The sequence below is a fragment of the Sphingobium sp. OAS761 genome (genome assembly GCF_024168485.1).
Lineage (GTDB): Bacteria > Pseudomonadota > Alphaproteobacteria > Sphingomonadales > Sphingomonadaceae > Sphingobium.
This window is the reverse complement of sequence record NZ_JALJVY010000007.1, coordinates 59,851-83,281: the sequence shown is the minus strand read 5'-3', so window position 1 is coordinate 83,281 and position 23,431 is coordinate 59,851. Positions and strand designations below refer to the sequence as shown.

The window sequence follows — 23,431 nt, the reverse complement described above, 5'->3', positions numbered from 1 at the left end:
CCGGGCAATAGGGCCATGGCGGGCGAAGGAAAAACCATGTTTAATGTAAAGAAAGTTTCGATCGAGCTGGCCGGCAAGACGCTGACGCTCGAAACCGGTCGCATTGCGCGTCAGGCCGACGCCGCCGTGCTGGCGACCTATGGCGAGACGGTGGTGCTGTGCGCCGTGACCGCCGCCAAGTCGGTCAAGGACGGGCAGGATTTCTTCCCGCTGACCGTTCACTATCAGGAAAAATATTCCGCCGCCGGCCGCATTCCGGGCGGCTTCTTCAAGCGCGAACGCGGCGCCACCGAAAAGGAAACGCTGACCAGCCGTCTGATCGACCGTCCGATCCGCCCGCTGTTCCCCGAAGGTTTCTATAACGAAATCAACGTGATCGCGCAGGTTCTTTCGTTCGATGGCGAAAGCGAGCCCGACATTGTCGCGATGATCGCGGCGTCGGCCGCCCTGACCCTGTCGGGCGTGCCCTTCATGGGTCCGATCGGCGCCGCCCGCGTCGGGTACAAGGACGGCGAATATCAGCTCAACCCCTCGCTCGACGAAGCCAAGGAAGGCGAGCTCGACCTGGTCGTCGCCGCCACCCATGACGCAGTGATGATGGTCGAATCGGAAGCCAGGGAGCTGTCCGAAGACGTCATGCTGGGCGCCGTCCTCTTCGCCCACGACGCGTCGAAGAAGGTGGTCGAAGCGATCATCAAGCTTGCCGAGCAGGCCGCCAAGGACCCGTGGGACATCGCCAAGGGCGACGATCTGGGCGATCTCAAGAAGAAGCTGACCAAGCTGATCGGCAAGGACATTGCGGCCGCCTACAAGCTGACCGACAAGTCCGCCCGCTCGAACGCGCTCAATGAAGCCCGTGCCAAGGCGAAGGCCCAGTTCGCGGCCGACGGCCTCGACGCGCAGACCGTCATGGCCGGGATCAAGATCACCAAGAAGCTGGAATCGGAAATCGTCCGCACCGCCATCCTGAAGGACGGCAAGCGCATCGACGGTCGCACCACCACGCAGATCCGCCCGATCGAGGCTATGGTCGGCTTCCTGCCGCGCACCCATGGTTCGGCGCTGTTCACCCGTGGCGAAACGCAGTCCATCTGCACCACCACGCTGGGCACCAAGGACGCCGAGCAGATGATCGACGGCCTGACCGGCCTGCATTATGAAAACTTCATGCTGCACTATAACTTCCCGCCCTATTCGGTCGGTGAAGTCGGCCGCTTCGGCGCGCCGGGCCGTCGCGAAGTCGGCCATGGCAAGCTGGCATGGCGTGCGCTGCACCCCGTGCTGCCCAGCAAGGACGAGTTCCCCTACACCATCCGCGTCCTGTCCGACATCACCGAATCCAACGGCTCCTCGTCGATGGCGACGGTCTGCGGCGGCTCGCTCTCGATGATGGACGCGGGCGTTCCGCTCAAGCGTCCGGTGTCGGGTATCGCCATGGGCCTGATCCTGGAAGGCAAGGATTTCGCCGTCCTGTCCGACATCCTGGGCGACGAGGATCACCTCGGCGACATGGACTTCAAGGTGGCGGGCACGGAAAACGGCATCACCACCATGCAGATGGACATCAAGGTCGCCGGCATCACGCAGGAAATCTTCGAAGTCGCGCTGCGTCAGGCGAAGGAAGGCCGCGCCCATATCCTGGGTGAAATGAGCAAGGCCCTGTCCTCGACCCGCACCGAGCTGTCGGCCCACGCCCCGCGTATCGAGACGATCCAGATCGACAAGTCGAAGATCCGCGACGTCATCGGCACCGGCGGCAAGGTCATCCGCGAAATCGTCGCGGAAACCGGCGCCAAGGTCGACATTGACGATGAAGGCATCATCAAGATCAGCTCGTCCGACATCGCCCAGATCGAAGCTGCTAAGGCGTGGATTCTCGGCATCGTCGAGGAAGCGGAAGTCGGCAAGATCTACAATGGCAAGGTCGTCAACATCGTCGATTTCGGCGCGTTCGTGAACTTCATGGGCGGCAAGGACGGCCTGGTCCACGTGTCCGAGATGCGCAACGAGCGCGTTGAAAAGCCGACCGACGTCGTGTCGGAAGGCCAGGAAGTGAAGGTCAAGGTCCTCGAGATCGATCCCCGCGGCAAGGTCCGCCTGTCGATGCGCGTCGTCGATCAGGAAACCGGCGAGGAACTGGAAGACACCCGTCCGGCCCGCGAACCGCGTGAACCGCGCGGCGACCGCGGCGACCGTGGCGATCGCGGCCGTGGCCCGCGTCGTGACGGCGGTGACCGTGGCGGCCGCGGCGGCGAGGGTCGTGGTGATCGCGGCCCGCGTCGTGATCGCGGTCCGCGCACCGAAGGAAAGGGCGGCGACGATGACGGCTCGGGCGCCGGTCTGCCCGATTTCCTGACCCAGGATTGATAGCAGCGGGGCCGCTTCCGGGCGGTCCCGATCGGAAAGAATGAAATAGGGGCGCCCGGGTATCGGGCGCCCCTATTTTATGCCGCGTCATCTATTGACTAATCTCGATCAATGCACCCCGGTAAAGTTCTGATACTGTAACGATGGGCAAACGGGATTAGCCATGCAACGCAAAAATGAGCGGTTCGTCGAACGGCTGCCGCTCGTCCTCGACCGGCCGGCTTATGCCTATCTGCTGACGGCGCTCTTCTGCGCGGCCGGGCTGTTGTTGCGCTTCTCCGCCGAGCCGCTGCTGCCCGGCGGCTATCCCTTCGTCACCTTTTTCCCGGCGGTCATCCTTTCGTCCTTCCTGTTCGGCGTGCGTCCCGGCATTTTCGCCGGGCTCGTCTGCGGCATCCTGTCCTGGTATTTTTTCATCGCGCCCGCACACAGCTTCGTCATGAATCCCGCCGTCGCGACGGCGATGCTGTTCTACACCGGCGTCGTCGCGATCGACATCCTGCTGATCCAGTTCATGCAGCGCGCGAACTACAGCCTGGGCGTCGAACGGGAACGCAGCCGGACGCTGGCGGAAAACCGCGAACTGCTGTTTCATGAATTGCAGCACCGCGTGTCCAACAATCTTCAGGTGGTGGCCGCCCTGCTGGCGTTGCAACGCCGGCATATCGTCGACGATGTCGCACGCAAGGGACTGGACGACGCGGCGGCCCGGCTGGCCCTGATCGGGCGGATCAGCCGGACGCTGTACGATCCGTCGGCCGGGGGCCAGGACGCCAGGATATTTCTCACGTCGCTGACGGACGACATACTGCACGCCAGCGGGCGCGAGGATATCCGCGCTGTCGTGACCGCGCCGGACGGCGTGCTGCTGGCATCGGACATCGCGATCCCGCTGGCGCTGATCGTCGCGGAATCGATCAGCAACGCCATCGAACACGGCCTTGCGGATCGGCCGGGCAGCATCGCGGTGGTGCTGGAACGCGGGGAGCGCGAATTGCGCCTGCGCGTTGCCGATGACGGCCGGGGGCTTGCCGGCCCCGTTGAGCCCGGGGAGGGAACATCCCTGGGTTTGCGCATCGCTTCCGCTCTGGCGGCCCAATTGGGCGGCAGCTTCGCGCTGGAACCCGGCGACGGCGCGGGGGCCGTGGCCCGGCTGGACCTGCCGACCGACCAAGACAGTTGACGCCCATGCCATTCTGCCGCTTGGCGGCGGCGTTTCGCTGGGCTATGACCCGCCCCATGCTGACCAAAAACCTGACGCGCATCGGCGCGGCGACCGCTCCGCTCCTCATGGCCGCCCTGCTCGCAGGCTGCTCGACATCGAAGAACAAGGCCGACACCCTCTATGTCGCCCGCGACGTGTCGACCCTCTACAACAGCGGCAAGGCGCGGCTCGATCGCGGGCAGTACAAGCTCGCCGCCGCCCTGTTCGACGAGGTGGAGCGCCAGCATCCCTATTCGCCCTGGGCGCGCCGGGCGCAGCTCATGTCGGCGTTCAGCTATTATATGAACCGCGACTACGCCGAATCCATCTCGGCCGCGCAGCGCTTCCTGTCGATCCATACCGGCAACAAGGACGCGCCCTACGCCTATTATCTGATCGCGCTCTGCTATTATGAGCAGATCGCCGACGTCACCCGCGACCAGAAGATCACGCAGCAGGCGATGGATGCGCTGGGCGAACTGATCCGCCGCTATCCCGACACGCGCTACGCCGCCGATGCCCGGTTGAAGGTCGACCTGGTGAACGATCACCTCGCCGGCAAGGAAATGGAGATCGGCCGTTTCTACCAGCGTCGGGGCCAATGGCTTGCCGCCACGCTGCGCTTCCGCACCGTGGTCGATAAATATCAGACCACCACCCACACGCCCGAGGCGCTCGAGCGTCTGGTCGAATCCTATCTGTCGCTCGGCATTCCGGCCGAAGCGCAGAAGGCGGCGGCCGTGCTGGGCCGCAACTATCCCGGCACCAAATGGTATGAGCGCAGCTACAAGCTGATGCGGGAACATGGCACGACGGCCTGAGGGCCTTCTTTCCCTGTTCCCCTTTTGTGCATTGACGGGTAGGAACGCGTCATGCTGACGAGCCTCGCGATCCGCAATGTGGTGCTGATCGAGGCGCTGGACCTGGAGTTCGGCGCCGGCCTTTCGGTCCTGACCGGGGAAACCGGGGCGGGCAAGTCGATCCTGCTCGATTCGCTGGGGCTGGCGCTTGGCGCGCGCGCCGACACGGGCCTTGTCCGCGCGGGGGCGGCGCAGGCCAGCGTGGTCGCGACGTTCGACCTGCCCGTCGCCCATCCCGCCGCCGCCCTGCTTGCGGAAAACGACATCGCCATGGATGTGGGCGAACCGCTGATCATCCGCCGCACGGTAAAGGCCGACGGCGGCAGCCGCGCCTTCGTCAACGACCAGCCCTGTTCCGCCGCGCTGCTGCGCGACCTGGGCGGATCGCTGGTCGAAATCCACGGCCAGCACGACGATCGCGGCCTGCTCAATCCGCGCGGCCACCGCGCCCTGCTCGACAGCTATGCGCGCTGCGACTCCGCCGCCGTGGCCGATGCCCATGGTGCCTGGCGCACCGCTGCCGCCGCGCTGGCGCAGGCGCGCGAAACGGTCGATCATGCCGCCCGCGACCGCGACTATCTTTCCCACGCCGTTGACGAACTGCGCAAATTCGCGCCCGAACCGGGGGAGGAGGCGACACTGGCCGGGGAACGCGCGACCATGCAAAAGGGCGCGCGCCTGACCGACGACCTGTCGGCGATCGCCGACTGCCTGACCGGGTCGGACGGCGGTCTGGCCCAGTTGCGGCAGGCCGCGCGCCGGTTGGACCGGATCGCCGCGGAAGAGCCGCTGCTGGGCGCGGTGCTCGATGCGCTGGACCGCGCCGTTGCGGAAGCGGGGGAGGCGGAGGATCGGCTGGCGGAGGCGGTAGAGGCGCTCAGCTTCGACCCCGCCCGGCTCGATGCCATGGAAACCCGCCTGTTCGACCTGCGCGGTCTGGCCCGCAAGCATCAGGTCGCGCCCGACGACCTTGCCGCCCTGTGCGACGAAATGGCGGCCAGGCTTGCCGCGATCGAGGGCGGGGAAGGGCATATCGCCGCGCTGGAGGCGGAGGTGCGCGGCAAGGATGCCGCCTACCGCGCCGCTGCGCGGGCGCTGTCGGCCGAACGGCAACTTGCCGCCGGTCGCCTCGACGCGGCTGTGGCGGGCGAACTCGCGCCCTTGAAGCTGGACGCCGCCCGTTTCCGCACCGTCGTCGCGCCGCTGGACGAAGGACAGTGGAGCGGGCAGGGCATGGACCGGGTGGAATTCGAAATCTCGACTAACCCCGGCGCGCCCTTTGCGCCGCTGGCGAAGATCGCGAGCGGCGGCGAACTGTCGCGTTTCATCCTGGCGCTCAAGGTTGCGCTTGCCGAACGGGGCGGGGCGGACACGCTGATCTTCGACGAGATCGACCGGGGCGTGGGCGGCGCCGTGGCCGATGCAATCGGCGAACGCCTGTCCCGCCTCGCGCAGGGCAGCCAGATCCTTGTGGTCACCCACAGCCCGCAGGTCGCGGCGCGCGGCGCTGGTCATATGCTGATCGCAAAGTCGAGCGCGAGCGAGAATGGGGATATCGTCACCCGTACCGGCGTTCATGCATTGGGTGAGCGCGAACGCCGGGAGGAAATCGCCCGGATGCTCTCCGGCGCGGAAATCACCGCCGAAGCCAGGGCGCAGGCGGATCGCTTGCTGGAGAAGCTGTGAACGTCCGGGGCGCCACCTCCAGGTCGGCGCGCCAAGTCCCTTCCCAAATAGGATTTGCTCTGCTTAGCTTTGCCCATGATGCAGCCGCCCGTCCCGCCCCGCCATCTGTGCGAAATGATGACGTTATCGTGGCCTCGCCCGGACCCGGTCGTGACCCGGCCGGGACGCGACAGGCGCGCCGGTGTGACGTAACAGGCGCTTGGGTGTGACTATCGGCCTGCGGGACCGGCATTCGCATCGACGACAGTGTGAACTTCGACCCGTGACCCTGATGATATGCCGGAAGGCCGATGACCGACCCCATGCAAATGACAGAAGCCGAAGCCGCCAACCGCCTGATGCGCCTTGCCAGGGAAGTCGCGCGGCATAACCGGCTCTATCATGACCAGGACGCGCCGGAGATCAGCGACGCCGATTATGACGCGCTGATCCGCGAGAATAACGCGCTCGAAGCCCGGTTTCCGCATCTCGTGCGCGCGGATTCGCCGAATGCGCAGGTCGGCGCGGCGGCGACATCGGCCTTGGGGAAGGTTCCGCACGCCGTCCGCATGATGAGCCTCGACAACGGCTTTTCGGACGAGGACATCGCCGAGTTCATCGCCCGCGTCCGCCGCTTCCTCGCGCTCCCCGAAGACGCTCCCGTAGCGCTGACGGCCGAACCCAAGATCGATGGCCTGTCCTGCTCGCTGCGCTACGAAAAGGGCGAATTGGTCCTCGCCGCCACCCGCGGCGACGGCACCACGGGCGAAGACGTCACCGCCAATGTCCGCACCATCGCCGACATTCCTGAAAAGCTGACCGGCCCGGACATCCCCGACCTGTTCGAGGTGCGGGGGGAGGTCTATATGGCCAAGGCCGATTTCGTGGCGCTCAACCAGCGCCTGCTTGCCGAGGCGGACGACCCGGAAAAGGCGCGCCAGTTCGCCAATCCGCGCAACGCCGCCGCCGGGTCGCTGCGGCAGAAGGATGCCGCCGTCACCGCCAGCCGGCCGTTGCGCTTCCTGGCCCATGGATGGGGCGCCCACAGCGCGCTGCCCGCCGATACGCAACTGGCCGTCATGCAGGCAATCGCGGGCTGGGGCCTGCCCGTGTCCGACATGCTGGCCTGCGTCGACAGTCTCGATGCCCTCATCGCCCATTATCGCGCCATCGAAGCCGCCCGCGCCGACCTGCCCTTCGACATTGACGGCGTGGTCTACAAGGTCGACCGGCTCGACTGGCAACAGCGTCTGGGCTTCGTGGCCAAGGCGCCGCGCTGGGCCATCGCGCACAAATTCCCCGCCGAACGCGCGCAGACCACGCTGGAGGCCATCGACATTCAGGTCGGCCGCACCGGCAAGCTGACTCCGGTCGGCCGCCTGACGCCGGTGACGGTGGGCGGCGTCGTCGTGTCCAACGTCACGCTGCACAATGCCGACGAAATCGCCCGCCTTGGCGTTCGTCCCGGCGACCGCATCGTCGTCCAGCGCGCGGGCGACGTCATCCCGCAGGTGATCGACAATCTGACCCGCGACGAACCTCGGGATCCATTCGATTTTCCAACCCATTGCCCGGTATGCCAGTCCGAAGCGGTGCGGGAGGAGGGAGAGGTCGATTATCGCTGCACCGGCGGCCTGATCTGTCCCGCCCAGCGGTTCGAGCGGCTGCGCCATTTCGTCAGCCGCGCCGCGCTGGATATTGAGGGGCTGGGCGAAAAGACGATCCAGGAGTTTCTGGACCTGGGCTGGATCGCCGAACCGGCCGACATTTTCCGGCTTAAGGCGCGCCGCGATGAACTTATCGGCCGGGAAGGGTGGAAGGAAAAGTCGGTCGACAATCTCCTCGCCGCCATCGAGGCCAAGCGCCAGCCCGACGCCGCCCGCCTGCTCTTTGGCCTCGGCATCCGCCATGTCGGCGCGGTGACGGCGCGCGACTTGCTCAAACGCTATACCAGCCTGCCCGCCATCCGCACACTGGCGGACGCGATCATCGCCCTGCGTGCTGCCGCCGACCCGGAGGAAACTCAGGCCAAACGCGACAAGGCCATCGCCGAAACTATCGGGGTGGAGAATGTCGGCGCGGCGGTCGGCCACGCGCTGGCGGACTTTTTCCACGAACCCCATAATCAGGCAGTGTGGGACGATCTGCTCTCGCAGGTCTCTCCCCCCGACTATGTGGTCGAAACCACCGCCAGTGCGGTGACGGGCAAAACGATTGTATTCACCGGCAAGCTGGAAACCATGAGCCGCGACGAGGCGAAGGCGCAGGCCGAACGGCTGGGTGCGAAGGCCGCCGGGTCGGTCAGCGCCAAGACCGATCTGGTCGTGGCCGGGCCGGGGGCGGGCAGCAAATTGAAGCAGGCGACCGCGCTCGGGATCGATGTCATTACCGAGGAGGCATGGGCCGAAATCGTAAGGGCCGCCGGCTGAGTCCGGGCGGCCCTGTCGGATGTCGTCCTTAGAATACCGGCATGTTTGCCGGATCGTCCGGGTCGGCAACCGGGATCGGGGATATGGGCGAATGGATGCCGCATTCCACCTTGTCCCACCCGCGCCAGCGGCCCGCGCGCGGGTCTTCGCCCGGCAGCACCTTCGACGTGCAGGGTTCGCAGCCGATCGACAGATAGCCCTGGGCTTCCAGCGGATGGCGGGGCAGATCATGCGCCTCGAACCAGGCTTCCAGATCGGTCTTGGTCCAGTCACCCAGCGGATTGATCTTCAGCCGGCCGTCCTCCACCTCGAATCGGGGCAGGTTCTGGCGCGTCACCGACTGGAACGCCTTGCGGCCCGAAATCCAGGCGTCCAGGCCATCCTTGGCGCGCTTCATCGGTTCGACCTTGCGGATTTCGCAGCACCCGTCCGGATCGTAGGACCAGCGCAGCCCGGTTTCGTCCTTCGCCGCCAGCACGGCGGCGTCGGGCGCGACCACCCGGCTGTCGGTAAAGCCCAGCGTCCGGATCAGCGTGTCGCGATAATCGAGCGTTTCGGTGAACATCTTGAGCGTGTCGACGAAGATCACCGGCACGGTCGGGTCTGCCTTTGCCACCAGATCGAGCAGCACCGCGCTTTCCGTGCCGAAGGAGGAGACGACGGCGACGTTGCCGGCAAGCCCTTCCGCGAACACGGTCCGCAGCATGGTCAGCGTGTCGACCCCATCGAAGCGGGCGTTGAGCGCGTCCGCTTCAGCCTGGGTGAAGGCGGGGCGGGCGTCGATAATGTCGACCTTGCGGGCGGGTTCAGCCATTTATTGTCTCCGGGTGCCGTTTCGCCCAGATGGGCTGGCGGTCGTCGATCGCCTTCTGGTAGACGTCGGCATAGCGGGTGAGCGCACGCTCCACGGCGCCGTCATCCAGCGGCTTTGCGGGATGGAAGCTGTCGAAGCCGCAGCGGCGCATGGCGACGATCTGGTCCACGAGCACGTCGCCCACGGCCCGCAATTCGCCCCGATAGCCCGATTCCCGCAGGATACGTGCCGCCGAATAGCCGCGTCCGTCGCCGAAACCGGGGAAGTTCACTTCCACCAGCGAAAGCCGGTCGAGATACGGCAGCAATTCGCGGGCATCCTCGCCCGGTTCGATGCGCACGGCGGTGGCGTTGGACTGGCCGGTGAACGCCTCTACCGTGACGGCCGGTTCCTGCGCGGAATCACCGTCGCGGAAGGACAGGAATTCAACCATAGATCGCCTCCTTGAAGGGCTTCATGCCGATGCGGCGATAGGTGTCGAGGAAGCGTTCGCCGCTTTCCCGCTGCGCCAGATAAATCTCCGTGACCTTATCGATCGCGTCGACCACGCCGTCCTCGGAAAAGCCGGGACCGGTGATCTGTCCGAGCGAAGCGTCCTCCGCGCCCGATCCGCCGAGCAGCAGCTGGAAATTCTCCACGCCCTTCCGATCCACGCCAAGGATGCCGATGTGACCGGCATGATGGTGGCCGCAGGCGTTGATGCAGCCAGAAATCTTCAGCTTCAGCTCGCCCAGTTCCGCCTGCCGTTCGTTGTCGGCGAAGCGCTGTGCGATCTTTTGCGCCAGCGGGATCGATCGCGCATTGGCGAGCGCGCAATAGTCGAGGCCCGGGCAGGCGATAATGTCGGTGATGAGGTCGAGATTGGCTTCGGCCAGCCCGGCTTCGTCCAGCTTCTGCCAGATGGCGTAGAGGTCCGCCTTCCTGACATGGGGCAGCACCAGATTCTGCGCATGGGTGACGCGCAGTTCGTCGAGCGAATATTGCTCGGCCAGCGACGCGACCAGTTCGATCTGCTCGGCCGAAGCGTCGCCGGGAATGCCGGTCAACGGCTTCAGGCTGATGTTGACGATGGCATGGCCGGGTGCCTTGTGCGCGGCGACCTGACGGTCGACCCACAGCGCAAAGGCCGGATCGCTGCGATCGATGTCCTCGCTCAGGCCCGTTTCATAGGCGGGCGGCGCGAAGAAGGCTCGGATGCGGTCCAGTTCCTCGGTCGGCGGGTTGAGGCCGAGCGTCCGCATATGAGCGAATTCTTCCTCAACCTGGCGCTTATAGTTCTCGACACCGATCTCGTGGACCAGGATCTTGATCCGCGCCTTGTACTTGTTGTCGCGGCGGCCATAGCGATTATAGACGCGCAGGCATGCCTCCAGATAGGAGACGATCTCTTCTTCCGGCACGAAATCGCGGATCTGCGGTGCGACCATCGGCGTGCGGCCCATGCCGCCGCCGGCATAGACTTCCGCGCCGATGACGCCGTCCCTCGACACCAGCTTGAGCCCGATGTCGTGCAGGCGCATCGCCGCGCGATCGTCGTCCGACGCGATCACCGCGATCTTGAACTTGCGCGGCAGGTAAGTGAATTCCGGGTGGAAGCTCGACCATTGGCGCAGCAGTTCGGCCCAGGGGCGGGGGTCCGCCACCTCGTCGGCGCTGACGCCCGCATATTGGTCGGAACTGATGTTGCGGATGCAATTGCCGCTGGTCTGGATGGCGTGCATCTCGACCGTCGCCAGCTCGGCGAGGATGTCGGGGGCATCGGCCAGCTTGATCCAGTTATATTGCAGGTTCTGGCGCGTGGTGAAGTGGCCATAGCCCCTGTCATATTTCGCCGCGATCTCGCCCAGCTTGCGCATCTGCTTGCCCGACAGCGTGCCATAGGGGATGGCGACGCGCAGCATATAGGCGTGCAGCTGGAGATAGAGGCCATTCATCAGCCGCAGCGGCTTGAACTGGTCCTCCGTCAGGGCTCCGGCCAGGCGGCGCTGCACCTGATCGCGAAATTCCTCGACACGGGCGTCCACCATGGACTGGTCGTAGCTGTCGTAACGATACATGGTCAGATCACCCAGTTGCCGGCATCGGCGTCGTTCGGTTTGAGAGTGAGGTCGGGGCGCACGGTCGGCCCCAGTGCGCGGATGCGGTCCTTGATATGGGCCGGGCGCACGCCCTCTTCGGTGACGGTGGCATCGATCACATAAGCGCCTACGACGCGCAGTGCGGCCTCCTCGGCGCGAGCGAGGTCTTCGCCATGCACCCCGACATCGGCGCTGTCGCCCACCTGCCGCGACCAGCCGTCGCCCGCCCACCATATGACGTCGCCGGTCACCAGATCATTGCCGGTCAATATCTTCACGAACGCATCTCCGAATTAAACTCCCCCGGTGCTGTCAGATGCCGGATACCCTGTGCCAACACGTCGCGGGCCAGTGCATGGGCCGCCACGTCGCCGACAACGATCAAGGCCGGGCTCTTCACGTCTTCCCGTGCCACCATGTCGCCCAGATCGGCGAGCAGGGTACGCAATGTCCGCATGCCGGGGCGCGTGCCGTTTTCCAGCACCGCGACCGGAATGCCCGGCGACACGCCGTCGGCGATCAGCTTGTCGGCAATGACGGCGGCGGTTGCCACGCCCATATAGATGACGAGCGTGCGACCTTTTCCCGCAAGGCCGGACCAGTCCTGATCGGTCAGCCCCTTGCACTGGCCGGCAACGAAGCTGACCGCGCTCGACGCCTCGCGATGGGTGAGGGGAAGCTGGGCGGATGCCGCGCTGCCGATCGCGGCGCTGATGCCGGGCACCACCTCCACCGGCACGCCGGCGGCGCGACAGGCATCGACTTCCTCGCCACCCCGGCCGAATATGAAAGGATCGCCGCCCTTCAGCCGTACGACCCTGCGCCCTTCGCGCGCGAGGTCGACAAGAAGAGTGTTGATCGCGTCCTGCGGCAGGCTGTGCCGGCTGCGCTGCTTGGCCACCGAAATGAGGTCTGCCTGCTGAGATGCGAGGGACAGGATGGCGTCCGACACCAGTCCATCATGCACGATCACGTCCGCAGCGCCGATCAGGCGCGCGGCCTTTACCGTCAGCAGGTCCGGATCGCCCGGCCCCGCGCCGACAAGAAAGACAGTGGCGGGTATGGTGTCAGCCATGATCGTCCACATGGCGAAAGCACCCGGTGAGTTCAATTCAGAATGGATATGCAGGGGGCTAGGAAATGTTTGCCAGCCGGCATTCTTGAACGCATCACTCGCCCATCGCGCTGATGTCGATATCCTTAAGGCCGACGCCGATGGATGCACGGACATTCTCGATCTCCGCGGACACCACAGGATAGGCGCAATAATCGGCGGCATACCAGCCGCCGGGGCGATGATTCCCGGAAATGCCGATGCCGCCGGTCGGTGCGGACGCGGCAAGGCCCGTGGTCGGACGGTTCCAATGAATCATGCCCGCACGGATGTTGGACCAGAACCGGTTATATTGTTCCGGCGTTCCGCCGATCAGCGCGGCGGCCAGGCCATAGCGGCTGGCATTGGCTTCGGCGATCGCTTCGCCGAATTCGGAAACCCGTACGATCTGGAGCAAAGGCCCGAACAATTCGACATCGGGCCGTTCCTTCATCGCAGTGACGTCGATGATCGCCGGGCTGACGAAGGGCAGTCCGTCCTTCGGCCGGACCATATGCTTGATCGGCCGTCCGCCGTGGCTCATCAGGTAAAGGAAGCTTTCTGTCAGCCCGTCCGCCGTCGGATTGTCGATGACCGGGCCCATATAGGGGGTCGGGCTGGCATGCGGATGGTCCACGATCAGTCGGTCGGCCAGTTTCTTGACTTCCCCGATCAGGCGATCCGCGACGGTGTCGTGGACGATCAGGCGACTGGCGGCCGTGCAGCGCTGTCCGCCGGACAGGAAGGCGGACTGGACGACCAGCGCGGCGGCGGCACTGATTTCCGGCGTGTCCCAAACGACGATGGCATTGTTGGCGCCCATTTCCAGCGCCAGTATCTTCGACGGCTGGGCTGCGAACTGGCGATTGATGGCCATGCCCGCCTGCGACGATCCGGTGAACAATATACCCGCGACATCGGGATGCGCGGCCAGCGCCTTGCCTATGTCCGGCCCGCCGATCAGCAATCGCAGCGCGTCGGTAGGAATGCCCGCTTCGTGATAGAGCTTCACCAGCATCTCGCCGACCGCGGGTGTTTTTTCCGACGGTTTGAATACGACAGCGTTGCCCGAAAGCAGCGCGGGAACGATATGGCCGTTCGGCAGGTCCGCCGGGGCATTATAGGGACCGAGCACCGCCATGACGCCGTGGGGCTTGTGCCGGACGGACTGGCGGGCGCCCAGTGCGGCTTCCAGCCGTTTCTGCCCGGTGCGTTCCGAATAGGCCGCCACGGTGGAATCGACCCGCGCGATTACTGCCTCCACCTCTGCGCGGGCATCCCACAGGGGCTTGCCGGTTTCGCGCGCGATCAGGTCGATCAGCGCGTCTTCCTGCCGGCGGACCACATTGACGAACCGGCGCAGGGTTTCGATGCGATAGGCGATCGGCTGTGCCGCCCATTTGGGCCACGCCCCCCGGGCCCGCGCGACCTCTGCGTCGACGTCGCCGGTCTCTCCCTGCCAGAGCAGGGTTCCGGTGGCAGGTTCGTAAGAGAGGAGCGGCGCGACCATTTGGAGAAAGGATATGGCGACAAATGGTTAAGGAAAGAAGAGGGATGTTGCGGTTCAGCGCGGATCCGCCGCGCCGAGCGCCCCGCCCATCCGGCGGATGGCATCTACCTTTTCGTGCAGGGGGCGCCAGTCGTCCGACGTGTCGACCGCGTTCCACAGGCTTTCGACCTCCTCGATATGCATCGAACAGGGCCGGTCGTCCGACCAGTAGTCGTGATCGCGGGCGCCGGCTATCGCGCGAAGGTCGGCCATAGCCTCGCGCAGCGGTGCCCAGATTTCCGCCGCGTAGGCACTTGCATCCCTGGCGGTGCCTCCGCGCCAGTCGTGAAAGAAGCGATCGATCGTTGTTCCGCTGCCGATCATGCCGCGCACCGCCGCCTGGATCATCGCGTTTGCGGCGTCGGTGCCGCCTTCCACGCCCAGCCGCCAGCAAAAACGACGCTGAAGCGCTGCACCGTAAAGTTCGGGAAAACGTTCCAGTTGCTCGATAAGCGGCGGTGCGTCCGTCAGCGGGCGCAGCGACACCGCCAGTTGCGCAACATTCCAGTGGATCGCTTCGGCCTGTCGTCCGAATGCATAAAGACCTGAATGGTCGAAATAGGCGGCGGTGAAACCGGCGTCCCACAACGGCGTGAACCGCCACGGGCCATAATCGAAGCTTTCGCCCGTCACATTGATATTGTCGCTGTTCAGCACGCCATGGACGAAGCCGGCGACCATATAGCTCGCCGCGAGGTCGGCGGCCCGCTCCACCACCCGGCCCAGCAACTGGGCGGCCGGATTGTCGCCCGGCTGATCCTGATACAAGCGCGTCAGGACATAGGCGGTCAGGGCTTCCAGCAGCGATACGTCCTCCAGATAGACGGCGCGCTGGAACGATCCGACGCGGATGTGCGAGTGACTGAGCCGCACCAGCACAGCCGACCGGGTCGGCGACGGCTCGTCATGGCGCTCCAGCGCCTCGCCGGTCTCGATGATCGACAATGTCCTGCTGGTAGGGACGCCCAGCGCTTCCAGCATCTCGCTCGCCAATATCTCCCGCACGCCACCCTTCAACGTCAGCCGACCGTCGCCGAAGCGGCTCCAAGGCGTGCGGCCCGATCCCTTGGTACCCAGGTCCATCAGCCGGTCGGCATCGTCACGCAACTGGGCGAACAGGAAGCCGCGCCCGTCGCCGATGTCCGGATTGTACTGGCGGAACTGGTGGCCGTGATAACGCAGGGCCAGCGGTTGCGGCAGACTGCCCTCCAGCGGCACGAAGCGGCCGAAATGGTCGATCCATGCGTCATCGGACAGACCGTCCAGCCCCACCGTCCCCGCCGCCCGATCATTGCGATAGCGCAGGACGTGGCGTGGAAATACGGCCGCCGCCACGGGATCCGCGATCGCCGGCATCAGCGCGTCTATTTCGGTGGCGGGACGATATTTGGCGGGTTGCGGCGTGGGGGTCATAAGGTGATATGGGGGATGGTCACGCAAAGGATCAAGCTTGAGCGCATTCAAGGACGGATATTGGTGGTCCCCCGATGGGCTGCGGCTTCACTACCGGGACTATGACGGGGGGAGCGACGGCCGCCCCCCGCTGCTGTGCCTGCCGGGGCTGACCCGCAACGCCCGCGATTTCGAGCCGCTGGCGGCGCGTCTGGCGGGGCAGTGGCGGCTGATCTGCCCGGACATGCGCGGACGGGCCGAAAGCGCCTATGCCAAGGATGCGATGAGCTATGTTCCGCTGACCTATCTTCAGGACATCAGCCGCCTGCTCACTGACCTGGCCGTTACCCGCTTCGTCGCGATCGGCACGTCGCTGGGCGGCGTCATCACGATGCTGATCGCCGCGACCCACCGTGAATGGCTGGCGGGCGCGCTGCTCAACGATGTGGGACCCGCGCTGGCCCCGGCCGGGCTGGAGCGCATCCGCAGTTATGTCGGAGTCAGCCAGTCGCATCCGACATGGGTTCATGCCGCGCGTGCGCTGGCGGAAGCGAACGGGGACGTCTATCCCGATTATGGCCTGGAACAGTGGCTGGCCATGGCCAAGCGGCTCTATCGACTGAACGGTGCGGGGCGCATCGTGCTGGACTACGACATGCGGGTTGCCGAGCCGATCCGCGCCATGGACAGCGAGGCGGGCGTCGATATGTGGCCGGTAATGTCCGCCTTTCGCGATATTCCGACCCTGTTGCTGCGGGGCGAGCGATCCGATTTGCTGGATGCCGCCAGCGCGGATCGCATGGTCGCAGCGATCGGCGACAGCGCCGAAATGGTTACCGTTCCGCGCGTCGGCCATGCCCCGGTGCTCGACGAACCCGAAGCACTGGCGGGCATCGACCGGTTGTTGAACCGGGTCCTGCATGGTTGACCGGCCCAGCATCTTGCATGTCCATGGCAGCTTTTCCCTGGGGGGGAAGGAAGCACGGGCCGTGCGCCTGATGAATATCTGGGGCGACAAGGCACGTCACAGCATCGTCAGCGCCGATCCCGACGCAATGGGCGCGCGCGCGGCGATCGACCCGACGGTCGACGTCGATTTCCCCGATGGCCCTTCCTTTGCGGGGAAGCCCGGACTTGCACGCTATCGGGTCATCACCGCCTTTCTGCGGCGGTTCGACCTGATCCTGACCTATAATTGGGGGTCGATGGACGCTGTGATGGCGCACCGCTTGGCCGGAGGGGCGGCGGCGGGACTGCCGCCGCTGATCCATCATGAGGACGGCTTCAACGCCGACGAGACTGCAGGGCTGAAAACCAAGCGCAATCTTTTTCGCCGCGTCGGGCTGAAAAGCGCGCATGCGATGGTCGTGCCGTCCGTCCGGCTGGAAGGGATAGCGCGCAATGTCTGGAAGCAGCCGGCCGGGAAGGTCCACCTGATCCGCAACGGCATCGATATCGCACGCTACGCCGATCCGCCTGCGCCAGATGCGATCCCGGCACTGCGCCGCACGCCGGGCAAGCTGCTGGTGGGCACGCTGGCCGGGCTGCGCGCGGTCAAGAATATTCCGCGCCTCGTTCGTGCGGTCGCGCGGCACCGGGACAGATTGCAACTGGTCGTCGTGGGAGAAGGGCCGGAGCGCGATGCCATCATGGCCGAAGCCGCGGCGTGCGGCCTCGACGACATCTGCATGGCGGGCTTCATGGACCAACCGTGGCGCTTCGTCGGCCTTTTCGACATCTTCGCGCTGTCTTCCGACAGTGAGCAATTTCCCATCTCGCTTGTGGAAGCCATGGCGGCGGGCGTGCCTGCGGCGTCGATGGATGTGGGCGATGTCGCCAACATGGTTTCTACCGAGAACCGCCCCTTCATTGTGTCGGACGAACCGGGACTGGCCGGGGCGCTGGGCCGGCTGGCCGAAGATGCCGGATTGCGGCGGCGATTGGGTGAAGCGAACCGGCAGCGGGCGGTGCGCGACTATGCGGAGCATAGCATGGTGGACAGCTATGCGTGCCTGTACGGCGAGGCTATGGCCAGCCCCATGATTTTGCGCTAGGGCGCGCCGAAATTCGTCATTGGCGGCGATTGCTGCTATAGGGTTGCCTTTACCCGGCCGAAGGGCCGGTCCGTGATGCGGGAGATGTCGTTGTTCAAGGGGTTGAAGCCCATCGTCTATGGTGGCCGTGAAGTCTGGCCGCTGGTCGAAGGTGGTAAGGGGGTCGCCGTTTCCAACCATGCAAGTTCCGGCGCATGGGCTGCCGCGGGCGGTATCGGCACGGTATCGGCGGTCAACGCCGACAGCTATGACAGCTTCGGCAATCCCATCCCGCAAATCTATCATGGCCGTACCCGCCGCGACCGGCATGAGGAACTGATCGCCTATGCCGTCGACGGAGCGGTCGAGCAGGTGAAGCGCGCGTTCGAGATCGCCGGCGGCAAGGGTGCGATCAACATCAACGTGCTTTGGGAGATGGGTGGCGCGCAGCGCGTCCTGCACGGGGTGCTGGAAAAGACACGCGGCATGGTGGCGGGCGTGACCTGCGGTGCGGGCATGCCCTACAAGTTGAGCGAGATCGCAGCGTCATACGGCGTATCCTATCTGCCCATAGTCAGTTCCGGCCGTGCCTTCCGCGCCCTGTGGAAGCGCGCCTATTCCAAGGCATCCGAATGGCTGGCGGCGGTCGTCTATGAAGATCCCTGGCTGGCGGGTGGGCATAACGGCCTGTCGAATGCCGAGGACCCCAAGGTGCCGCAGGATCCCTATCCGCGCGTCAAGGCATTGCGCGATACGATGCGCGAGGGGGGCATTTCGGACGATGTGCCCATCGTGATGGCGGGTGGCGTCTGGGCGCTCAAGGACTGGAACGACTGGATCGACAATCCGGAACTGGGCGCCATCATGTTCCAGTTCGGCACCCGTCCGCTGCTGACACAGGAAAGCCCCATTCCACAGGAATGGAAGGAGCGGCTGACGAAGCTGGAGCCGGGCGACGTGCTGCTGCATCGCTTCTCACCCACCGGCTTTTACAGTTCGGCCATCCGCAACCCGTTTCTGCGCGAGCTGGAAGCGCGGTCGGAACGGCAAATTCCCTTCAGCACCGAACAGGCCGGCGACCATACGCACCAGCTTGACGCCGGTGTGAAGGGCAAGAATTTCTGGGTGACGCGGGGCGACCTGCTGCGCGCGCGCGAATGGGTCGGCCAGGGTTTCGTCTCGGCGCTCAAGACGCCGGACAATACTCTGGTCTTCGTGACCGATGAGGAGCGCGGCGAAATCCGCAAGGACCAGACCGACTGCATGGGCTGCCTCAGCCAGTGCGCATTTTCAAGCTGGATGGACAGCGAAACCAATTCGACCGGTCGGCTGGCCGACCCGCGCAGTTTCTGCATCCAGAAATCGTTGCAAAATTCGGTCCACGGCGGCGATCTGGACCGGAACCTGCTGTTTGCCGGTCATGGTGCCTATAAGTTCAAGCAGGACCCTTTTTATTCCAACGGGTTCGTTCCGACCGTCAAGCAACTGGTCGATCGCATCCTGACGGGTGACTGATGGCGGCTGAAATTCACGGACTGGCCGTCCTGCATTATGACGCGTCGCATTTCGAGGTGATCCGACCCGGCCAGTTCGTGCTCTGCGCGGTGACCGGCGAACGGATCGATCTGGAGGATCTGAAATATTGGAGCGCCGCGTTTCAGGAGGCCTATCGCGGTGCGCGGGAGGCGACCCAGGCCTTTTTGAAGCGTCAGGCCGATCTATCTTCCTGACGGACGCGGCAGGGCAGCGCCGAATCTCGTCGCGACCGCGCGAAATCATTGCACTGGCATGTCGAACGCTGCTATCATCCTCTCCCGTAAGCGCCAGCAGAGCGCCGGGGGAAGGATGCCAAAATGTCTCGTATCGATATTGTCGGTGATCGTGTGTGTATCATATCGAGCCTGCTGATCGTCGGCTGGTTCATGTACAGCATCATTTTCTGACCGGAAGCTGCCGATTGAAGGCAGCAGGACTCCGTTGCGATCCCGGTGGATTGATTTTGCCACTTGCATCTCCTGACGGCCTGGATGAGTCTGCGGACGACAAAATCGTAAAATCCACTAGAATCTAATATTTGTAGTGGTCCGGGCAAATTCTGACATTCGAGCGAGACTTGGCCTCGAATGGTATCGAATGTCAGAATCGGACCAATAGTGTCCGGCATCATGGTCGGCGCCTGCCGCGCGCCGACAAAAGAGGGAATGCGCGAATGTTTAGTCATGTGATGGTCGGCGCGAACGATGTCGACGCCTCCAAGGCCTTTTACGATGCACTGTTCCAGTCGATGGGTGGCAAAAGCGGCATGGTCGATGAAAAAGGTCGCGTTATATACATGCACAAGGGCGCGCTGTTCATGATTTCAAAGCCGATCGACGGTGGGCCTGCATGCCACGCAAATGGCGGCACGATCGGTTTCGCGATGGATTCGCCCGAACAGGCGGCTGCCTGGCACGCGGCCGGCATTGCGGCGGGCGGCACCAGTTGCGAAGATCCGCCAGGCGTGCGGGAACTCGCATTCGGTCCGCTTTACCTCGCCTATCTGCGCGATCCGGCCGACAACAAGCTCTGCGCGCTGTACCGGGCGGCCTGAATCGCGTTCCTACCGGAAGACGACGGTCTTCGCGCCGTTGAGAAGCACGCGACGGTCCGCGATCCAGCTGACCGCCCGCGCCAGCACCTGGGCCTCTATGTCGCGGCCGATACGGACCATATCTTCCGGCGTCGCGCGGTGATCCACCCGTTCGACCGCCTGTTCGATGATTGGCCCTTCATCCAGGTCGCCCGTGACGAAATGCGCCGTCGCGCCGATCAGCTTGACGCCGCGTTCATGGGCGCGATGGTAGGGGCGGGCGCCCTTGAAGCCGGGCAGGAAGCTGTGATGAATGTTGACGCACTGGCCGGCGAGGCGTTCCGACAGGCCCTGTGACAGGATCTGCATGTAGCGGGCCAGGATCAGGTAGTCCGATCGGGTCCGTTCATAAATGTCCAGCAAGGCGGATTCCTGCGCGACCTTGTCACCATTGCGTGGCAGTTCGTGATAGGGGATGCCATGCCATTCGGTGATCCGGCGCATGTCCGGATGATTGGAAACCACGCCCATGATGTCCACGGGCAGCATCCCCGTCTGCCAGCGGTGGAGCAGGTCGGCCAGGCAGTGCGACCCCTTCGATACAGCTATCAGCATGCGGGGGCGTTCGGTGGCCGCCGTCAGGCGCCAGTCCATGTCGAAACGGTCGCCCACGGCGACGAAATCCGCGCGCAAGGCGTCGGCGTCCGTGATCCGGTCGTCGGTCGCCTCGAAAGCCACGCGCATGAAGAACAGGCCTGCTGCCCGATCGGCATATTGCTGGCTGTCGGTGATGAAGCCGCCCCGTTCGGCAAGGAAATTGCTCACGGCCGCGACGATGCCGACGCGATCGGCACAAGCCAGGGTCAGGACCCAGAATGGAACGACAGATTCTGGCAACGGCCCCTCCGCAGATGATTGAACGCCGTTGCCTTAACCGGCCGTGCTGATCAAGCCGTTAACCGGCACGGCCTGCACGGCTTCGGCTTCGAAGCTGGCGATCGGATAGGCGCAATAGTCGGCGGCATAATAGGCGCTGGGGCGGTGATTGCCCGAAGCGCCAAGGCCGCCAAAGGGCATGTTTCCCGCCGCTCCGGTGGTAGGGCGGTTGCGATTCACCACGCCGGCGCGGCTTTCTTCCGTCATGCGCCGCCACAGGACGGGGTCCTGGGAGATCAGGCCGGCGGACAAGCCGAAGCGGGTCGCATTGGCTGCGGCTATCGCGGCGTCGAAATCGGCGACGCGGATGACGGTCAGCACGGGTGCGAATATCTCCGCATCCGGCAGGTCGTCGATGCCGGTGGCGTCGAGCAGGGCGGGGGTTACGAACGCCGTGCTGCGGCCCGCTATCCCCTCAAAGGGCAGGACGACCCGCGCGCCGCGCGCGACCAGGTCGCCGACGGCGCGATGGGCGGCGGATGCCGCCCCGTCGGACACGAGGGGACCCATGAAGGCTTCACCGGGCTCATTCCAAGCGGCCGCCGGCAGACGCGCGGCCATGTCGGCTACGGCGTCGACGATGGCGTCACCCGCTTGCCCCGCCGGAACGATCAGGCGGCGCGCGCAGGAGCAGCGCTGCCCAGTAGTAATGAAGGCCGAATTGGCGATGATGGAAGCAGCCTCCTCCGCTGAATCCCAGGCGATAAGCGGGTTGTTGCCACCCAGTTCCAGCGCCATGATCACATGGGGGCGGTCGACCAATGCCCGCCGGAGCGCCGCCCCGGCGCCCGCAGACCCCGTGAAGAGCAGCCCGTCAATGTCGCTCGCCACCAGCGCTTCCCCGGTTGCGCGGCCGCCCTGAACAAGTGTCAGCAGGCCCTCGGGCAACCCGGCCGCAGCCCAGGCATCGACCATTGCCGCGCCCGTGGCGGGCGCGATTTCGGAAGGTTTGAATATGACCGCGTTGCCCGCGATCAGGGCGGGTATGATATGGCCGTTGGGCAGATGGCCGGGGAAATTATAGGGACCGAGCACCGCCATCACGCCATGGCCGCGATGGCGTAGCACCGCCTGACCGAAGGGCATGTTCGCCCGCCGTTCGCCGGTACGTTCGGCGTAAGCGCGGATGGAGACCTCGACCTTGGCGATCATGGAACCGACCTCCGCGTCGGATTCCCACAACAGCTTTCCGGTTTCTCGGGAAATGAGCCTTGCCAGCGCTTCCCGCCGTTCGCCAAGAATGTCGGCATAACGCCGGGCAACGGCGATGCGTTCTTCGACCGGTGCCGCGCGCCAGCCGGGCAGCGCGGACCGCGCGGTTGCGACGGCATGCCGGCAGGCGCCAGCATCGGCCACCGGGCCTTCCCAGACGATCTCACCGGATGCGGGGTCGAAAGATTGCAGCATGGCCATCATTGCTCCCGGGCGCCGGTCATGGCGAATATGCCGGTCGCGTTGCCGGTGTCGAAGGCAAGGTCCAGGGCACCGGTTTCCGGATCGATGTCGCGGCTGATAAATTCATAGAATGAGCCTGGAACCATGCGGATGTCGTTCCCGGCAAAGGTGCGTTCGACCCTTTCTGCGCGGAAGGCGGTCTGTCGGACCCGGCCGGTGGCGGAGATTTCCAGCCGGTCCTTTATCGGTCCGCCCCCGGCGCGCAACTGTTCCGCGAGCATGGCGACATCGGGCACGCGGTCCGTCGCATGATTGAAGGCGTTTCCTTCGGTCGCGATCCAGGCCGCTTCGTTGGATTGACCAAGCAGCGTCTGATAGTCGGCGAAGGCAGGCGCGTCGTGCTGACGGTCGAACGCCGCGAGGATGGGCGGCAACGCGCCCAGCGCCGCCGCGTAATCGACCGGCTGGCCAGCGTCAAAGGCGGCAAGAACGGCGGTCGCCGACATATCGAGCGGATCGCGGGAACTGTCGAAAACGCGGTGCGAAGCAGCGGCGAAGTCCGCATCGAAGCGATCGACATGCAGTTCCGACAGGAAGAATTGCGGAATCGCTTCGGGTTCGTCGCGATGGCGGTAGGCGCGGCCCGTCATCTTGAGCCTGTCGAGCGGATAGACCGCCGCCATGTCATAGCCGAGCGGCAGAAGAATGCGGGTGAACGCCGCTTCCCCCGCCGGCAATGCGCCGGTGGATCCCTGGCCGAACCGGACGGTGCGCAATGCGCCATGATCGAACAGGACCCGGCCACGGTGCGCCAGCCGATCGCGCACATAGGCCGCGCCACTTGGCACGCGTTGCAGCAGGTCGTGGAAGAGGCATATATTCATCGCCATGGCAAAAGCGGCGCGGGAGACATGGGGACCGCCCTGATCCAGCAGGCGGGCCGGAATGTCCAACGCGTCGAGCGTGGCGTTTCCCGCCGCTTCTCCCAATATGGCGACCGTCAATCGCCTGATGTGACGTTCATTCCCGTTCGACATGAAACGCTCC

At 65.0% G+C, this 23,431-nt stretch carries 20 protein-coding genes; 10 read left to right on the top strand and 10 right to left on the bottom strand.

Going from position 1 to position 23,431, the window contains the following annotated elements; translation table 11 throughout:
- Positions 1–36 precede the first annotated feature (36 nt).
- The 5 genes from pnp (at position 37) to ligA (ending at position 8,525) form a co-directional block, all read left to right on the top strand.
- The gene (gene pnp / locus J3E64_RS10890) at positions 37–2,367 is read left to right on the top strand and encodes a polyribonucleotide nucleotidyltransferase (protein WP_253342774.1); all 2,331 of its coding nucleotides are present in this window, start codon (positions 37–39) and stop codon (positions 2,365–2,367) included.
- 163 nt (positions 2,368–2,530) lie between these two features.
- Entirely contained in the window at positions 2,531–3,550 is a 1,020-nt protein-coding gene (locus J3E64_RS10885) for a sensor histidine kinase (RefSeq protein ID WP_253342773.1), read from the top strand.
- 56 nt (positions 3,551–3,606) lie between these two features.
- A complete protein-coding gene (locus tag J3E64_RS10880; RefSeq protein WP_253342772.1) occupies positions 3,607–4,392 on the top strand; it encodes an outer membrane protein assembly factor BamD in 786 nt (261 codons plus the stop codon).
- A 51-nt stretch (positions 4,393–4,443) separates the two neighbouring features.
- Positions 4,444–6,117, top strand: coding sequence for a DNA repair protein RecN (gene recN, locus J3E64_RS10875; RefSeq protein WP_253342771.1), 1,674 nt, complete (start codon positions 4,444–4,446; stop codon positions 6,115–6,117).
- Between the two features lie 290 nt (positions 6,118–6,407).
- Entirely contained in the window at positions 6,408–8,525 is a 2,118-nt protein-coding gene (gene ligA, locus J3E64_RS10870; protein WP_253342770.1) for an NAD-dependent DNA ligase LigA, read from the top strand.
- A gap of 28 nt (positions 8,526–8,553) precedes the next feature.
- On the opposite strand, the gene J3E64_RS10865 is transcribed toward ligA, so the two are convergent.
- The 7 genes from J3E64_RS10865 to J3E64_RS10835 all read right to left on the bottom strand — a co-directional run bounded on the left by J3E64_RS10865 (position 8,554) and on the right by J3E64_RS10835 (position 15,472).
- Positions 8,554–9,339, bottom strand: a complete 786-nt coding sequence (locus J3E64_RS10865) for a phosphoadenylyl-sulfate reductase (RefSeq protein ID WP_253342769.1) — start codon at positions 9,337–9,339, stop codon at positions 8,554–8,556.
- The gene (locus tag J3E64_RS10860) at positions 9,332–9,772 is read right to left on the bottom strand and encodes a DUF934 domain-containing protein (RefSeq protein WP_253342768.1); all 441 of its coding nucleotides are present in this window, start codon (positions 9,770–9,772) and stop codon (positions 9,332–9,334) included. The genes J3E64_RS10865 and J3E64_RS10860 overlap by 8 nt, the downstream gene beginning before the upstream one ends.
- A complete protein-coding gene (locus J3E64_RS10855) occupies positions 9,765–11,396 on the bottom strand; it encodes a nitrite/sulfite reductase (RefSeq protein WP_253342767.1) in 1,632 nt (543 codons plus the stop codon). The genes J3E64_RS10860 and J3E64_RS10855 overlap by 8 nt, the downstream gene beginning before the upstream one ends.
- Positions 11,397–11,398: 2 nt before the next feature.
- On the bottom strand, positions 11,399–11,695 hold the full coding sequence (locus J3E64_RS10850) for a DUF2849 domain-containing protein (RefSeq protein WP_253342766.1): 297 nt from the start codon (positions 11,693–11,695) through the stop codon (positions 11,399–11,401).
- Positions 11,692–12,492 (bottom strand): uroporphyrinogen-III C-methyltransferase, encoded by an 801-nt coding sequence (gene cobA, locus J3E64_RS10845; RefSeq protein ID WP_253342765.1) that lies wholly within the window; start codon positions 12,490–12,492, stop codon positions 11,692–11,694. The genes J3E64_RS10850 and cobA overlap by 4 nt, the downstream gene beginning before the upstream one ends.
- 94 nt (positions 12,493–12,586) lie before the next feature.
- Positions 12,587–14,020: a succinylglutamate-semialdehyde dehydrogenase gene (locus J3E64_RS10840; RefSeq protein ID WP_253342764.1), complete on the bottom strand. Its 1,434-nt coding sequence runs from the start codon at positions 14,018–14,020 to the stop codon at positions 12,587–12,589.
- Positions 14,021–14,074: 54 nt separating this feature from the next.
- Positions 14,075–15,472, bottom strand: a complete 1,398-nt coding sequence (locus J3E64_RS10835) for a protein adenylyltransferase SelO family protein (protein ID WP_253343006.1) — start codon at positions 15,470–15,472, stop codon at positions 14,075–14,077.
- Between the two features lie 37 nt (positions 15,473–15,509).
- Between J3E64_RS10835 and J3E64_RS10830 the strand changes: the two genes are divergently transcribed.
- The 5 genes from J3E64_RS10830 (at position 15,510) to J3E64_RS10810 (ending at position 20,074) form a co-directional block, all read left to right on the top strand.
- Positions 15,510–16,379 (top strand): alpha/beta fold hydrolase, encoded by an 870-nt coding sequence (locus J3E64_RS10830; protein WP_253342763.1) that lies wholly within the window; start codon positions 15,510–15,512, stop codon positions 16,377–16,379.
- Entirely contained in the window at positions 16,372–17,505 is a 1,134-nt protein-coding gene (locus J3E64_RS10825) for a glycosyltransferase (RefSeq protein WP_253342762.1), read from the top strand. The genes J3E64_RS10830 and J3E64_RS10825 overlap by 8 nt, the downstream gene beginning before the upstream one ends.
- 90 nt (positions 17,506–17,595) lie before the next feature.
- Entirely contained in the window at positions 17,596–18,999 is a 1,404-nt protein-coding gene (locus J3E64_RS10820) for a nitronate monooxygenase family protein (protein ID WP_253343004.1), read from the top strand.
- Complete coding sequence (locus J3E64_RS10815; RefSeq protein ID WP_253342761.1) at positions 18,999–19,214, top strand: DUF2093 domain-containing protein; 216 nt, start codon at positions 18,999–19,001, stop codon at positions 19,212–19,214. The genes J3E64_RS10820 and J3E64_RS10815 overlap by 1 nt, the downstream gene beginning before the upstream one ends.
- Positions 19,215–19,693: 479 nt before the next feature.
- The gene (locus J3E64_RS10810; RefSeq protein ID WP_253342760.1) at positions 19,694–20,074 is read left to right on the top strand and encodes a VOC family protein; all 381 of its coding nucleotides are present in this window, start codon (positions 19,694–19,696) and stop codon (positions 20,072–20,074) included.
- Between the two features lie 9 nt (positions 20,075–20,083).
- Here J3E64_RS10810 and purU read toward each other — a convergent pair whose 3' ends face one another.
- From purU to J3E64_RS10795, 3 genes are read right to left on the bottom strand one after another with little or no spacing between them, the layout of a single operon-like run.
- Entirely contained in the window at positions 20,084–20,950 is an 867-nt protein-coding gene (purU, locus tag J3E64_RS10805) for a formyltetrahydrofolate deformylase (RefSeq protein ID WP_253342759.1), read from the bottom strand.
- Between the two features lie 33 nt (positions 20,951–20,983).
- Entirely contained in the window at positions 20,984–22,405 is a 1,422-nt protein-coding gene (gene astD / locus J3E64_RS10800) for a succinylglutamate-semialdehyde dehydrogenase (protein ID WP_253342758.1), read from the bottom strand.
- Positions 22,402–23,421, bottom strand: coding sequence for a DUF1338 family protein (locus J3E64_RS10795; RefSeq protein ID WP_253342757.1), 1,020 nt, complete (start codon positions 23,419–23,421; stop codon positions 22,402–22,404). The genes astD and J3E64_RS10795 overlap by 4 nt, the downstream gene beginning before the upstream one ends.
- Positions 23,422–23,431 lie beyond the last annotated feature (10 nt).